The sequence below is a fragment of the Streptomyces sp. NPDC037100 genome (assembly GCF_055606225.1).
Map to the genome: position 1 here is coordinate 1 of NZ_JBVJSX010000018.1, position 15071 is coordinate 15071.

At 69.9% G+C, this 15071-nt stretch carries 10 protein-coding genes and 1 pseudogene; 4 read left to right on the forward strand and 7 right to left on the reverse strand.

The genetic code is table 11. The features are described 5' to 3' along the window. The 4 genes and pseudogenes from ACZ7EG_RS37170 to ACZ7EG_RS37185 all read left to right on the forward strand — a co-directional run. Positions 1-122 (forward strand): annotated as a pseudogene (locus ACZ7EG_RS37170) (sugar ABC transporter substrate-binding protein); the annotation flags it as partial. 129 nt (positions 123-251) lie between these two features. Continuing rightward, positions 252-1865: a sugar ABC transporter ATP-binding protein gene (locus ACZ7EG_RS37175; RefSeq protein WP_471088814.1), complete on the forward strand. Its 1614-nt coding sequence runs from the start codon at positions 252-254 to the stop codon at positions 1863-1865. 2 nt (positions 1866-1867) lie between these two features. Continuing rightward, positions 1868-2911, forward strand: coding sequence for an ABC transporter permease (locus tag ACZ7EG_RS37180; protein WP_471088816.1), 1044 nt, complete (start codon positions 1868-1870; stop codon positions 2909-2911). A gap of 85 nt (positions 2912-2996) precedes the next feature. Then, on the forward strand, positions 2997-3698 hold the full coding sequence (locus ACZ7EG_RS37185; protein ID WP_471088818.1) for a FadR/GntR family transcriptional regulator: 702 nt from the start codon (positions 2997-2999) through the stop codon (positions 3696-3698). Between the two features lie 381 nt (positions 3699-4079). On the opposite strand, the gene ACZ7EG_RS37190 is transcribed toward ACZ7EG_RS37185, so the two are convergent. The 7 genes from ACZ7EG_RS37190 to ACZ7EG_RS37220 all read right to left on the reverse strand — a co-directional run bounded on the left by ACZ7EG_RS37190 (position 4080) and on the right by ACZ7EG_RS37220 (position 15048). Then, the gene (locus ACZ7EG_RS37190; RefSeq protein ID WP_471088820.1) at positions 4080-5666 is read right to left on the reverse strand and encodes an RICIN domain-containing protein; all 1587 of its coding nucleotides are present in this window, start codon (positions 5664-5666) and stop codon (positions 4080-4082) included. A gap of 322 nt (positions 5667-5988) precedes the next feature. Next, positions 5989-8286 carry a ricin-type beta-trefoil lectin domain protein gene (locus tag ACZ7EG_RS37195; RefSeq protein WP_471088821.1) on the reverse strand — a complete coding sequence of 766 codons (2298 nt, stop codon included), beginning with the start codon at positions 8284-8286 and terminating at the stop codon, positions 5989-5991. Between the two features lie 1688 nt (positions 8287-9974). After that, on the reverse strand, positions 9975-11060 hold the full coding sequence (locus ACZ7EG_RS37200; protein WP_471088823.1) for a maleylacetate reductase: 1086 nt from the start codon (positions 11058-11060) through the stop codon (positions 9975-9977). After that, positions 11057-11908: a dioxygenase family protein gene (locus tag ACZ7EG_RS37205; RefSeq protein ID WP_471088825.1), complete on the reverse strand. Its 852-nt coding sequence runs from the start codon at positions 11906-11908 to the stop codon at positions 11057-11059. The genes ACZ7EG_RS37200 and ACZ7EG_RS37205 overlap by 4 nt, the downstream gene beginning before the upstream one ends. Further along, positions 11905-12540, reverse strand: a complete 636-nt coding sequence (locus tag ACZ7EG_RS37210) for a nuclear transport factor 2 family protein (RefSeq protein ID WP_471088827.1) — start codon at positions 12538-12540, stop codon at positions 11905-11907. Before ACZ7EG_RS37210 ends, ACZ7EG_RS37205 begins: the two co-directional genes overlap by 4 nt. A 126-nt stretch (positions 12541-12666) precedes the next feature. Further along, the gene (locus ACZ7EG_RS37215; protein ID WP_471088829.1) at positions 12667-13632 is read right to left on the reverse strand and encodes a fumarylacetoacetate hydrolase family protein; all 966 of its coding nucleotides are present in this window, start codon (positions 13630-13632) and stop codon (positions 12667-12669) included. A gap of 144 nt (positions 13633-13776) precedes the next feature. Further along, the gene (locus ACZ7EG_RS37220) at positions 13777-15048 is read right to left on the reverse strand and encodes an MFS transporter (protein ID WP_471088831.1); all 1272 of its coding nucleotides are present in this window, start codon (positions 15046-15048) and stop codon (positions 13777-13779) included. Positions 15049-15071 lie beyond the last annotated feature (23 nt).

Sequence of the window (15071 nt, forward strand, 5' to 3'; positions counted from 1 at the left end):
AGACCGACCACGACTCCACCATCATCAAACTCCCCAACGGCCTGGAGGACCAGCTGCCCGCCCCGCTGGTCACCAAGGACAACGTGGACGACAAGACCCTGTGGGGCAACAACGTCGGCTGACGACCCGCATCTCCCACCCGCCGCGTCGGGGAACGCGCAGCCCTCGTCCCCCGACGCCCGCCCCGCCCGCGCGGGTACCCGCCCGCGCCCCTCGGCTCCAGCCTCCGTACACGAAGGACGGTATCCACCATGGCGGACACCGCGACCGCCCCGGCGACCGGCCCCGGCACTCCGGCCCCTGTGGCCGAGGCGACCGGCATCAGCAAACGATTCGGCGCGACCGTCGCGCTGCGCGACGCCCGTATCACCGTCGCCCCCGGCGAGGCGCACGCCCTGGTCGGACGCAACGGCGCCGGCAAGTCGACGCTCGTGTCCATCCTCACCGGCCTCCAGCAGCCCGACACCGGAACCCTGCGCTTTTCCGGCGAGGCGGCGCCCGCCTTCGGCGACATCGACGCCTGGCGCTCCCGGGGGGCCTGCGTCTACCAGCGCTCCACCATCATCGGCGACCTGACCGTCGCCGAGAACCTCTTCCTGAACCGGCAGAGCGCCTCAGCGGTGCAACCCATCCGCTGGAAGCAACTGCGCAAGCGTGCCGAGGAGTTGCTCGGCGAGTACGGCGTGGCCGTCGATGCGACGGCGCGGGCCAAGGACCTCACCGTCGAGCAGCGGCAGTTCGTGGAGATCGCACGGGCCCTGTCGTTCGGGGCTCGGTTCATCATCCTCGACGAGCCGACCGCGAAACTCGACGCCCGCGGCATCGACCGGCTCTTCGACAAGCTCCTCGACCTCCGGCGTCAGGGCGTCGCCTTCCTCTTCATCTCCCATCATCTGCAAGAGGTGTACGACCTGTGCACCACGGTCACGGTCTACCGTGACGCGGCCCACATCCTCACCTCGCCCGTCGCCGAACTCGGCCACCAGGCGCTGGTGGAGGCCATGACCGGCGAGTCGGCCTCCACGATCGCCGCCACCGCCGGCCGGCCTCCCGTCGCGCGGGCGGATACCCCGGAACTGCTGGCGATCGACGGCCTGACACTGCCCGGCGTCTGCGAGGACATCTCCCTGTCGGTCCGCTCCGGCGAGGTCATCGGGCTGGCCGGCGCCACCGCCAGCGGCAATGTGCAGGTGGGCGAGGCGATCGCCGGTCTGCACCGCGCCAAGGACGGCCGGATCACAGTCGGCGGCAGGAGCGTACGCACCGGCAGTGTGCCGTCCGCGCTCACCGCCGGGGTCGGTCTGGTCCCCGAGGACCGCCACCTCCAGGGGCTGGTGAACAACCGCAGCGTGGCGGAGAACGCGACCCTCACCGTCACCGACCAGCTCGGCCCGTTCGGCACGGTGCTGCCGGCCCGCACCAAGGCGTTCGCCCGGCGCATGATCCGGGACCTCGACATCAAGACCCCGGGAGCCGCCACCCCCGTCTCCGCGCTCTCCGGCGGCAATCAGCAGAAGGTCGTCGTGGCCCGCGCCCTGGCCACCGACCCGCACGTCCTGGTGGCCATCCGCCCCACCAACGGCGTGGACGTCAAGTCCAAGGAATTCCTCCTGAGCCGCATCCGGCAGGTCGCCGACGGCGGCAAGGCCGCGCTGATCGTCTCCGACGAACTGGACGATCTGAAGGTCTGTGACCGGGTCGTCGTCATGTTCCACGGGCGCGTGGTCGCCGAGTTCGACCGCGGCTGGAAGGACGAGGTCGTCGTCGCCGCCATCGAGGGTGTCAGCGGCGACACGGCCTCCGCCACCGCGTCTCCCGCATCCGCCGTACCCGCCTCAACCGGCGCAGACGAGCACGGAAGGTAGTCATGTCCGCCACCACAGATCTCACCCAGCCCGCAGTGAGCAAGGCCGAGCCGGCCGCCGCGGACACCACGCGCCGCCGGGTCGACCTCGGGCGCTTCCGTGAACTGTCCCTGGTTCCGGCGATCCTCGTCCTGGGCCTGATCGGGTTCATCGTCTCGCCGGCGTTTCTGACCGCCGACAACCTCATCGGTGTGGCCCAGCAGTCCACCGAACTGAGCCTGCTGGTGCTCGCCACGACCTTCATCCTGGTCGCCGGACGGATGGATCTGTCGCTGGAGTCGACCATCGGTGTGGCTCCGGTCATCGCCGTGTGGCTCGTGCTGCCGAGCAGCGGCGGGCGGTTCAGCGGGCTCGGTCTCTTTCCCGAGTGGACGGCGATCCCTCTCTGTCTGCTGGTCGGCGTGGTGATCGGTGCCGTCAACGGGTTCCTCATCCTGAAGCTGCGGCTCAACGGCTTCATCGTCACCCTCGGCGCCCTGACCATGCTCCGAGGCCTCCAGGTCGCCCTCTCCGAGGGCCAGTCGATCGTCGAACTGCCCTCCTCCTTCACCTACTTGGGCAAGGCGTCCTGGCTCGGCGTCCCTGCCGCCATCTGGGTGTGCGCGCTGCTCTTCGCCCTCGGCGGCAGTGCACTGGCCTGGCTCCGGCACGGCCGGGCGCTGTACGCGATCGGCGGCAACACGGAGGCGGCCCGTACCGCGGGCATCCGCGTCGACCGCATCGTGTGGATCGTCCTCATCCTCGGCAGCGTCCTCGCCGCGTTCGCCGGCATCCTCTACAGCGGCCACTACGGCTCCATCTCCGCCACCCAGGGCAGCGGCTGGATCTTCCAGGTATTCGCCGCGACCGTCATCGGCGGAGTCAGTCTCAACGGCGGCAAGGGCTCCGTGTTCGGCGCCCTCACGGGTGTCCTCACCCTCCAGCTGGTCGTGAACGTCATGACCCTGGCGGGCGTACCGGCGCTGTGGAACCAGTTCCTGAACGGCGCCATCATCATCGTCGCCCTGATCATCTCCCGGTTCGCCTCCGGCGAGAAGCAGGAATAGCCGCGTACCGCAAGGGGCTCCGCCGACCCGGCTCGGGCCGGCGGAGCCACCGGCCGGCGCATCCCCGACTCAGAGAGGCACCCTGGTGGCACTGACGGACGAGGCGATCGACAAGATCAAGGCGATGATCGTCGCCGGCGAACTCGCGCCCGGCTCCCGGCTCCCCAAGGAGGAGGTCCTCGCCGGACAGCTCGGCCTGTCCCGGAACTCCCTGCGCGAGGCGGTCCGGGCGCTGACGGCCATGCGCATCCTGATCACCCGGCAGGGCGACGGCACGTACGTCTCCAGTCTGGAGCCCCATCTCCTGCTGGAGAGTCTCTCCTTCGCCGCCGACGTCTCCCAGGGCCACACGGCTCTGCAGTTGCTCCAGGTACGACGACTGCTCGAACCGCAGGCGACGGGGCTGGCAGCCGCGCTGCTCAAGCCGGACGATCTCCGGGAACTGCGCAACATCCTCAAGCGGTCCCGGACCGTCGCCACCGTGGAGGAGTTCGTCGCCCACGACATCGCCTTCCACCTCAGGATCGTCGAGGCGGTCGGCAACCCCGTGCTGTCGATGCTGCTGCAAGTGCTCTCCACCCGCACCCAGCGTGTCCGCATCGTCCGCGGCAGCCAGACCCGTCAGGCCCTGAACAGCGCTCACGAGGACCACGAGCAGATCCTCAGCGCGCTTCAGTCACGCGACGCCCTGCATGCCGCCGCTGCGGCGACCGTCCACATCACGGCCGTGGAGCAGTGGCTGGCCACCAGTCTGACCGATGACCCGATCCGAGCGATCGACGACTGACCTCGCGATCCCCTTCGCCCCTGCCGCCATCCGGTCTCCCCCTCCCACGCACGGACCGGATGGCGGCAGGCCATTTCGGGCGGGAGTCAGGAACAGACCGAGGCCGCTGCTCGACTCGGATCCCGAAGCGGTCGGCGTCACTCAGGACCGGACGGTGCCGCCCACCGACATCGCCGTCGGCAGGACCGCCACGACGGCGAAGACTCTCGGCGGCCGCTCCCCCACTCCCCGGTCAAGGACTCGGGTCCCCGCTTCCTGCCCCTTTGGACTGCCGGTCAGACGGCACACCCTCACCCTCACCGAGACGGGCCGATACGGGGCTCGGGGCCCCCTCCGAAGGGAGGCGGCTCCGTGCGTCCGCCGGCCGGGGCCTGATCGCGCCTACCGCAGCGTGGACAGATCGACGGCGTTGGCCATGGCTTGCATTCCGGCGTCGTTGGGGTGCAGATGGTCACCGCTGTCGTAAGCCGGAAGCATCCGGGCGGGGTTGTTGGGGTCCCGGATGACGGCGTCGAAGTCGACGACCGCGTCGAAGGCGCCACTCGTGCGGATCCAGTTGTTCACTGTCACCCGGATGTTGGCCAGGGAACTGCTCTGCGTGGAGTGGGGCAGCATGGTGCCGCCGATGATCCTCACGCCGGCGGCGTGTGCCTGGGCGATGATGTTCCGGTATCCGCTGATCAGCTGGTCGGCGGTGAGGGAGGGGGTGCCGTTGATGTCGTTGATGCCCTCCATGAAGATCACGTCCCGTACGCCCGGCTGGCCGAGGGCGTCGTGTGCGAACCGGCTCACACCGGCAGGTCCCTGGGGATCCCAGCCGGTCGCGCGGAGCACCATGTTGCCCGAGATGCCCGCGTCGGCGACAGCCAGCCGCTGACCGCCGCTCGCCGACTGCAGCCTGGCAGCCAGGCGGTCCGGCCAGCGCCGGTTGGCGTCGGTCGTGGTGTTGTATCCGTCGGTGATGGAGTCGCCGAAGGCCACCACGGTTCCGGTGGTCACGGCGGCCGGCACGACGTCCACGCCAGACAGGTAGTGCCAGCTCCACATCGAGGTGGTGAAGTTGGTGGCGGCGTCCTCGCCGGCGTGGTTTCCGGAGCCGGCCGCCGACCGGTACGAGGTCTGGAAGGCGTCACGATGGAAGGTGGAGGCGCCCGTCGTGCCCCGCAGGTACACGCTCACCAGGAGGTCCTGCCCTGCGGTGACCGACATCGGGATGACGTCGCTGGTGAGTTCCGCCCCGGCGGCGACGGTCGGGCTGCCGGATCTGCCGAAGGTCACGGTGTGGTGCGTTCCCGGTACCGCTGCCGCGCCGCCGGACCGCACGGCCACGTCGACGGCACCTACGGACAGCGGAGTGGTGCTGCGCAGGTTGGACAGACGGATGCGCACCCCGGAACCGGCGACGCTGGTGTGGACGACCATCCGCAGCGTCTGCTCGGAGAAGGTGTCACCGCCGGCGGTCATGCCGGGGCCGAAGGCCACGACCCGGGAGCGTTCGGTGAGGCTCCACTGCTGGTTCCTGTTGCCGCTGCACGGCCACTGGACGAGCGGTGTGTTGTCGCCCGTCGAGCTGCCGGAGACGTCGAGGCACATTCCGCTGTTGACGGACGTGATCGCGGAGCCGTTGAAGTTCCAGCGCTGGTTGTTGTTGCCGCTGCACGGCCACTGGATGATCTGCGCGTCCGCCGCGGTGGACCCGCCCGACACGTCCATGCACTTGCCACTGTTGATGTTCACCAGCGAGAACGAACCGTCTCCCTGCGCGACGGCCTGCCACAGCTGGTTCGGGTCGCCGGAGGGGGCGTTCTGCACCACGGCCGCCGCGTCGGCCGGCGAGGCCGACTGGACCTGTGCGTTCTTGCCGCTGTGCGCCACGGTCAGCGCGTACACGTGGCCGTCCTGCGGTCCGGTGGCGGCCGTGGCCACGTCGACCGGGACGAGCGACATCCCCAGGACGGCGAGAGCCACTACTCCCGTGGTGGCCGTCCCGTTCCGACACCGTCTCATGAGCCTTCTTTCCATGTCGTGCTGCTCCTCATCGGTCACACGGTGCCAACGAAGCCGACGGCCCCCGCCGGAGCCGTTCGGCTCCGCATCACCGGAGGACTCGGCACGCCGGAGGGCCGCCCGAGCCGCCAGAGGGGGCCGGCCCGGGCGGAACCCTGGTCTTGCCTGACGGGGCGGCTGCCGCGTCACCGGGATGGGCATCCGGCCTCGGGGGCCGGCCGAAGGCGGCCCCCGAGGTGTCGAAGCCGCGGTGCTGCGGGCAGCGGCTGGTGCTTGGTTCGGGTCAGGTCCGCGTCCACTGCTGGTTGGTACCGGCGTGGCACGAATAGAGCTGGAGCTTGGTGTTGTTGGCGGTGCCCCCGTCGATCGCATCGATACAGAGACCGGACTCGACGCCCACGATGGTGCCGTTCGAGTTGAGGTTCCACTGCTGGTTGCCGCCGCCGTTGCAGGACCAGATCTCCACGGGGGTACCGTTGGAGGTGCCATGGTCCTTCGCGTCCAGGCACTTGTCGCCGAACACCCGCAGCTCCTTGGCCGGGGTCAGAGTCCACTGCTGGTTCTCGCCCCCGTGGCAGTCCCACAGCTGCGGCAGAGTGCCGTTGGTCTGGTTGTAGCCCGGCACGTCCACGCAGCGGCCGGAGCCGACGCCGACGAGCTTCGTGGTCGACCCGATCGACAGGTTGTCGAACTGGCCCGTCTCTCCCTGGCTGTTGCCGTAACCGGCCTGTCCCGCGGTGTAGGTGCTGTCGTTGACCGACCCCACCTTCACGCCGTCGATCCAGGCGGTGATCGTGTCGCCGTGGAAGCCCAGCCTCAGTTTGTGCCAGGAGTTGGTGCCCAGCGCGGAGACCGTGCCGCTGGCCAGCGTCACGAAGTTGTTGTCGGTGTTGTTGCGCAGAATGGACCAGGCACCGGTGTCGCTGACCCGCAGGTAGTAGCCGTTCAGGCCCTCCGGACCGAAGGAGTGCTGCCAGGTGGCGCGGCCGATGAGCTCCGTGTAGCCCGCCTTCTCCAGCAGTACGTCGCTGGAGACCTGATAGTCCTTCCAGCCCAGGTCACCGAAGAGCGCGTAGGGGTGCGACAGGGTGGCCCAGGTGATGGGCGCCTGTGCCGACATCTGGCGGACGCACTTTCCGGCCCGTCCGCCGCCGCAGCCGGCGACCTCGTAGGCGCCCTGCTGGTCCTGGATGTACTTGGCCTCGGTGCCGGTGGCGTAGCTTTCGTAGGAGTCGGCGTACGGAAGCGCCAGGGAGCCCTTCGCCGGACTGACGGCGGTGCCCTTGCCCTGCCCTGTCGTGGTGGTGACGGTGTAGACGTATCCCGGCTGGACGGTGAGCGAGTAGGCGCCCCCGGAGGGGGTGATGTCGTTGAGGCGCACCATCGCGGTCGAGGGGTCGGTGGAGTTGACGTTGGTCGACCAGACATGGACGGTCCCGGTGGACAGTCCGCCGGTCACCGTGAAGTTGAGCGTCTGCGCCGCGGACGCCTGTGTGGTCTCGATGACGGTGCTGTAGTCGGTGTTGTTGGTGGACTTCAGCGTCACGTAGCTGCCGTTGGTGGCGCTGCCGCCGATGTAGCCGGTGGAATTGTCGAGGTACTTCCAGCCCGGTGAGGTGAACTGGGTGGTCTGAGCGGTCACCCACAGGCTCCGGCCCGTGGAGTACCAGCCGGACCAGGGCTGGTTGGCGACCATCAGGCCCATCGTCGAGTAGGGCAGGTTGGGCGTCATGGCAGCGATGACCGGCCAGTTGATGGTCGCGGTCATCCTGCCGTCGATGTAGTCCCGGTTGTTCGCGCGGGCCATGGCCGCGGCGCCGCTGTTGTAGTCCTGTGAGCCGTTCTCGCTGGCCCACAGCGGCTTGCCGGTGGCCTTGGCGTTGGCGGAGCTCGGGCAGGAGGTCTGGGGGGTGCCCCAGCCGCACGGGTAGTGGGAGCCGATGACGTCCACGGCGGAGGCGAACGTGGAGTCCTTGAGCATGTCGTCGGCTATCGCCCAGCCCTGGTCGTCCGAACCCACGATCTTGATCGAGGAGTAGCCGGCCTGGTTGAGCGCCGAGCGCAAATTCTTGTACCAGCCGATCTGGTAGCCGCGCTCGTTCCAGCCGCCCAGGTAACTGATCTTCAGGCCGTGCGACTTGGCGCAGCCCAGCCAGGAGACCAGATAGTTGATCATGTCGGTGGACCAGAAGTTGCCGCCGCCGATCCAGCCCGGCGCCCCCCAGGCGAGGGCGGCCAGCTTGATTTCGGGGTTGCGGGCCACCGCCTGCTCCATCAGCCAGAACTCGTATCCGGCGTTGCAGTTGATCGTGCCCCTGGTGTGCTCGATACTCTTCTCGGCGCCGCTGGTCGAGTTGGTGTCGCCGCCGATCTCCGCCTTGAGGATCTGCAGGTTGGCGCCGTAGCCGGGCTTGAAGAGGTAGTCCAGGATCTGGCTGCGCTGCGGCTCCGGGTAGTCGATCAGCAGTCTGCTGTTGCCCCCGCCACCGCTGATGGCGCCGATGCCGTCGAAGGTACGCCCGGCCGAGGTGCCGTCGAGGGTGATCGACGTCGCTGCCTGGGCCGGGGCGGCGACAAGCATGGACCCCATCATTGCCATGACGAGCGCACACACCACGGCAAACGTCCGCCGCAGGCGCGCGGAGCGGCACGGCGCCGCCTGCCGGAGGCAGCCGTTGCGCCCGGTGGGCGGATGTCTGTGGAGCAGCATCCAGTTCTCCTCAGGTTGTTTGATGATGGCGGATTCCGTTGGAGGGCGGGGGGTGACGGATCGCGTGGCCGGACACGCTCACCGGGGGAACGGATCTGCAAATACACCCCATGTATGTGAAAGGTTTGTTCACCATCCGTTGGACCCTCACGGCATCGACGCTGAAGGTATGTGCGAGCCTGTCCAGCGTCAATGCTTCTGACACCCCGGATACCTGCTGATCCGTAACGAGGGACCACCCGAGGGTGGCCGAACAGGCGCAACTCGATCCGCCGCATGAACCCGTAAAGACATCCGATGTATCGCAGGGGTCCCGCTATCGTCTTCTCGCGCCGGCCCCCAGGCCGCGACCATCCACAAGGGGCGTCACCTCATGGCCGATCAGGAGAAGCCACAAGATCGCACTTCAATGGACGGGGGTGGCTCCTCCCAAGGGAAGGGCCGAAACGGAGGGCGCCGATCGGGGCGACGGGCGGCGTCCTACTGCCGTGGTGCAGGAGCTAGCCCGCCGTCGGGATCAGCCACCGCAGCCCGCATCTGCCCCAGCCACGGCCGGCCGCCCAGGACGAGGAGTCCGGACGCGGCCTCATCCCCGTCGACACCGTCGCCGACGACTGGGGCGTCCGCCCCTACGAGCAGGGGAAGACCACCTGGTTCGCCCTCCGGCTGTGACCGGCGATACCCCGGCGTCCCGCCCCCGCACGGCGGGCTCTCCGGCAGCGGCCCACAGCACCTGGCCGACCGCTCGTGGCGGGGCGCGCGAGCACAAGCGACCGGCCGAGGCGACGATCGCGGCTGACCTGCCGTCAGCGCCGTTCGCGGCGCCGAGCCGAGTCGACGCGGCGATGACCTGCGGATTCCGGCAGCTTGATCCCCTACACCACTTGGCGGGACGCCATCTGTCACCAACGGCGTCGTGTGGCGCCTACTGGCGCTGCACCGCCACCCTCATCGGTGCTCGACAGGACAGCAGGCCGAGCATCGGACTCCGAGCCCGTCGCTCCCGCCGCGATGCGCATATCCGGCAGACGGCAAACGACCGCGCGCAGGGCCACCGCCGCCTCCGTGCGCGCCAAGGACGCACCCGGGCAGCGGTGAGCCACACCGGCCGGGCGTTCTGCTCGGGCGCAGATCTCGAAGAGGTCGCGGACGCAGGCATGCAGCGAGGCACCGAAGCCTGCTGGGCCTGGTGCGCACGATGCCCGGACCGGTGACATGGGCCCTGGTGGAATCGCCCTGGTGCGGCCGGAGTTCACGGTCCTCTTGCGCTGCTCCCGGGCGAAGGCGGGGTGGCGAGGCCACCGGCCCGTCACCGGTCGACCCGGGGGAAACTTGCAGTGAACGTCACCTGACCTGCGACGGGCAGGGGACCCGGCCGCGCGGATTCCGTGCGGCCAGTCCCGTTCGATGACCCCGCCGCGGGCGGTTTTCGACAAACGGATCAGGCGATCCGGGCCGCGGGTGCCGGCAGCTCGTCGGGAAGACGCCGACGCCGTGCGGCGTACCGCTGCCCGGCATGCAAAGGCACAGCGGGCTGTGCGGGGCGACCCGGCGCCTCATCACCGCGCCGATGCCGACAACGGCTCGCCACGGAGCGCGGACGTCAGCAGCACTCGGACTCCCTCCTCGGTGATCGCCGCGGGGTTGGCGTAGGGATCGCGCGTCGCCAGCTCGACCGCCCGCGGGATATCGGCCTCCGTCAGGCCCAGCTCGCGCAGTGAGCGCGGAACCGGCAGCGACCACGCGAGCTGCTGGAGCGCCACCGGCGCGCTGACGCCGTCATCGGCGCCGAGTGCGTGCGCCACTCGCGCCATCGCCTCAGCGGCGGTGGCGGCGTTGTAGGCGGCCGCGTACGGCAGCACCACCGTGTGGGTTTCGGCGTGGGGCAGGTCGAAGGCCCCGCCGAGCACGTGACAGAGCTTGTGGTGCAGTGACATCGCCACCGATCCCAGACACGCACCGCACAGCCATGCGCCGTACAGCGCCTCGCCACGCGCCGCGAGGTCCTTCGGAGCCGCGACCACGGCGCGGATCGAGCCGCTCAGCGCGCGGATCCCCTCCTCGGCCATCAGTGACACCAGCGGTGACCGGTCCGGCGCGTACAGCGCCTCCACCGCGTGGGCGATCGCGTTCATCGCGCTGGCCGCGGACACCGCCGGTGGCAACGCCAGCGTCAGTTCGGGGTCGTACACCACCGCCCGGGGCTGCACCCGGGGATCGCGGCCGGTGCGCTTGACGCCGTCGTCGGTCACGCCCCAGATCGGGGTCATCTCCGATCCGGCGTACGTGGTGGGGACGGCGAGCACCGGCAGGCCCAGGTCGAGCGCCATCGCCTTGGCCAGACCGATCGGCGAGCCGCCGCCGACGGCCACCACCGAGTCGGCGCCCGCCGCCGCGGCTGCCTCCACCGCCGCGCGCGCCACCGGCGCGGGCACATGCATGACGGCATGCGGATGGATTCCCGCGGCTCGGTGCCCGAGGGCATGGAGCGCCCGGCGCCCCAGCGCTTCGCCGCCGGGAGTGCAGACCACGAACGCACGCTCGAACCCGAGCTCGGCCGCCTCCTCACCGAGCAGGCCGAGCGCGCCGGCCCCGAAACGGACGCGTCCCGGAAGGCCGCGGTGGAGGAACGAACGCGTCTTCACTCCTGCTCCTCCGCTGCCAGCACGATGTCGAAGACGGCGACCGTCGAACCGTCACCCCCGGGTTCGAAGCGGATGATCAGTTCGGGCGCCACACCGAACACGGCGTCGGAGTCGAGGTAGTCGCTCTCGGCGTCGAACACCTCGGTCGTCAGCGGCCGGTAGCCGTCGGCGGTGACCAGCAGATGGATATGGGCCGCGCGCCACGGGTGCCTGCCCGTCGCCTCCAGCAGCGCTCCCACCGGCCCGTCGTCGGGGATGGTGTAGGGCACCGGCCTGATCGTGCGGATCTCGTAGCGGCCGTCGGCGTCGGTGGTGTACTTGCCGCGCAGGTTGAACTGGGGCTGCTTCGGATCCTGGATCGCGTACAGCCGGTTGGAGGCGTTCTGCCAGACGTCCAGGACGGCTCCGGCCACGGGATTGCCGGCCACGTCGGTCACCCGGCCGCGCAGCATCGCCGACGGGTCGCCGTCGTCGCGGTCGACCATCGTGGCGCCGAAGTCCCGGTGCGGGGAGCCCGCGGCGTAGAACGGGCCGGTCAGCGTGTGGATCGTGGTCGCGTCAGCGGTACTCGACGTCTCCACCAGGCTGGAGAGACCGAGTACGTCCGAGAGCAGCTCGAACTCCTGGCGCACGTCGTCACACATCTGTCCGACGGCGGTCAGGAACCGTACGGCCGCACGGCGCTCCTCGGTGTTGAGCCGGAGCTCACGCGCGAGCGCGTGCACATGCCGGACCACGGCCGTGATGATCTCCCGCAGCCGCTCGTCGGGCGTGTCCGCGAACGTCTCCAGCACCTGGTCGAGCAGCAGGTCGGGGCTGAATCGAACGGGGGGTACCTCGTTGCTCATCGGTGGAGTGCTCCTTCTGCGCCGGCGAGCCACACCGTGCCCTGCCCGTACAGCCGCTCCACCTGGGGGCCGGTCAGGCCCGGCATGTCGTCCTTGACCTGGTAGCCGATCCTCGTCTGCAGGTAGGCCAGGTGCCGGTACCCTTCCGGGAACCGGGCCAGGAGTTCCGGGTCCAGGCGCGGTGCCGCTGACGGATCGACCGGATCGATGCGGTCCTTCTCGTAGATCGGCTGGCGCAGCACCAGCCCCCACCGGCCCTGCCGGCGTTCGAAGAAGTCGTAAAAGCGACCGGTACACACCACGTCGCACAGCACACCGTCTACTTCGGCCCGCTGCGCGATCGTCATCTTGGTCTGGGCGACCGCGCGGTCGCCGCTGACGTCGATACTCGATCCGCCGAGAAAGTGCAGGATCCGCACCCCCCGCTCGAACCCCTCCACGCTCATCCGGATGAAGTCCTCGAACGGGCCCTGCCACCAGGTCGCCTCCATCCGCCCGTCCTCGTGCCACACGGTGCGGAAACGGTCCCAGTCGAGCGCGTCGCGCCACACCGCCCAGGACTCGATCAGCTCGCGGATCACGAGGCGGTCGGCTACGAGTCCATCCGCGGTGGGCCGCGTACTCGTTGTCATCTCTAGGGTCTCCGTCTGTTCAGTATTGCGTGATCGTCAGGTGCCGAGCCGTCCCGCGTGCCGGGCCCGCGGCTCGCCCTTGGCGAAGAGCACGGCGGTGATCGCCCGCACGGGCAGGTGCCCGGGTCACACCTTGGCGCGGGAGCGCACGCGCCCGCGGCGGGCCGGCGGCAGCGGGATCGGGGCCGGGCCGGGGACGACTGTGTTGGCGAGCGTGCCGATTCCCTCGACGGTCAGGGTGACCGTGTCCCCCGGCTTGAGAGGCGGGTAGTCGTCGCGGCCGTACCGGCCCCACAGCTCCATCAGACAGCCAGAGCCGCACGTACCTCCGCCGAGCACGTCGCCGGTCTTCACCCAGGTCCCACGGGAGGCGTAGGAGACGAGTTCCTCGAAGCTCCAGGCCATGTTCGCGAGCGTGTCGTGGCCGAGCTCCCGGCCGTTGATCCACGCGCGCATGTCGAGGTCCAGCCGGTCGTCGCGGCGGTAGCCCTCCAGCTCGTCCGCCGTGACGATCCACGGCCCGAGCGTGGTGGCGGTGTCCTTGCCCTTGCACAGCCCGAGCCCGAGGCGCAGCTCCGAACCGGCCAGGTCGCGGGCCGACCAGTCGTTGAGGATCGTGTAGCCGGCGATGTGTGCGCCGGCCTCCCCGGGGGCGAGGTTCGAGCCCGGGCGGCCGATGACGGCCGCCACTTCCAGCTCGAAGTCGAGGTCGACGCATCCCGGTGGCATCGTGACCTCGGCGTCGGGGCCGATGACGGCGTGCGGATTGGAGAAGTAGCAGAACGGCGACTCGTAGTAGACATCGGGGATCGTGGAGCCCGGATAGATGTACTGACGCACGCCCTCGGTGTGCGCCTCGAACACCGAGAAGTCACGCACGGTGGGCGGGTCGACCGGTGCGAGCAGCCGCGCCTGCGAGAGCTGGATCTCGTTCTGGGTCGCACGCGCGGCGATCCGTTCCCGCTCATGGGGTTCCGCCGAGAGCAGGTCGAGCACACCGACTTCCGACGCCAGGATCCGCGCGGCCTCACCGCCGGGCGACACCACGGCGGCCCGCACTGTGCCGTCCGTCTCGATACGGGCGATTCTCACTGGTGTACCTCCTGGTTCAGGGTTTTCCTTCGGCCGGTCGACGCGAGCCCGACGGGCGTGGCGCCGACCGATCTGTTCGCACACGGTTCCCGGTGCGCGTCGCGGCATCGTCCGGCCGCGGTCTCCTTCAGGCCGGCGGCCACGTCACGGGGTGACCGCGTGTTCCGCTGCGTTGTCCTCCGCGTTGGCGTGCGCGGCCGCCGGCCGGCGACGGGCGAGCAGCAGGCCGGCGGCCAGCAGGGCCGTGGCGACGCCCAGAACACCGACCGCGCTCGCGAGGCTGCCTACAGCGGACTCCACGGCGAGCAGTACCAGCGGGCAGACGAACTCGCCCCCGAAGAACGCCCCCGTCCACAGGCCGATGCCGCGACCACGGTCGGCGTAGTCCAGCCTGGACATCGCCATCGTGAGCAGCGTCGGCAGCGTGACGCCGGTACCAAGGCAGTTGAGCACCGCACCGACGACCATGACTGCGGGGCTGTCGGACAGGGCCATCACGCCGAATCCGACCGCGCACAGGGCCAAGGCCGCGGGCAGCCTGGTCGCGGGGCTTCCGGGCAGCCTGGTGGAGGCGAGCGAGCCCGTGACCGAGGCGGCGCTGGCGAGCGCGCCGGCCAGTCCCATGACTCCGCTGGAGCGCACCCCCAGGTCCTCCAGCAGGTACGCCATCTCGACGGGCACGGTGTAGAAGACCATGGCGCCGAAAACCGTGAGCACGCACAGTCCCACCATGCGACGTATGGGGAACGGCCGCCGCACGGGTCGGGTGGTGTCGCTGGACGCGCCGTCCCGTGGCTGGGGTTTGGGCAGGGCCGCGGCCATGAGCGGCGCGAGCAGCAGACCGATGCCGTAGATCCAGAACGGCGCACGCCAGCCCGCCGAACCGACCGCGCCGCCGAGGACGAAGAAGGCGGTCGCGGAGATGCAACCATAGGTGGTCTGCAGGGCGAGATAGCGATCGCGTCGGCGTCCGGTGTAGTAGTCGCCGATCAGCGTGGTGCAGCAGGTCATGATCGCGGCCTCGGCGACGCCCACCAGGACGCGGCTGGCCACGATGGCTTCGAGTGAGTCCAGCCAGAGCGGGGCCGTGCCGAACACCGCGAACAGCACTGTGGAGATCACCAGGAGGCGTTTGCGGCCCAGGCGGTCGACGACGACGCCGGCGAACGGAGCAAGCAGCGCGAGTGCCAGCGCGGGGACGGTCAGGACGACGGGGACCAATACCCTCGCCCCCGGCACCGCCTGGAAATGGTGCTGCATCTTCGGCAGCACGGGGGCGATCAGGATGGCACCGAGGATGGGCAGACAGCTGCCGGCCATGAGCAGCGTGGCACGCAGCCGGCCCGCCTGCTCGGCTTCGGGGACGGCGGTGTCGGCGGACACGGGGGACAGCGGGGAAAGGGATGGTCCAGGCATGCGGCGGCTCCACATTGCGGGGC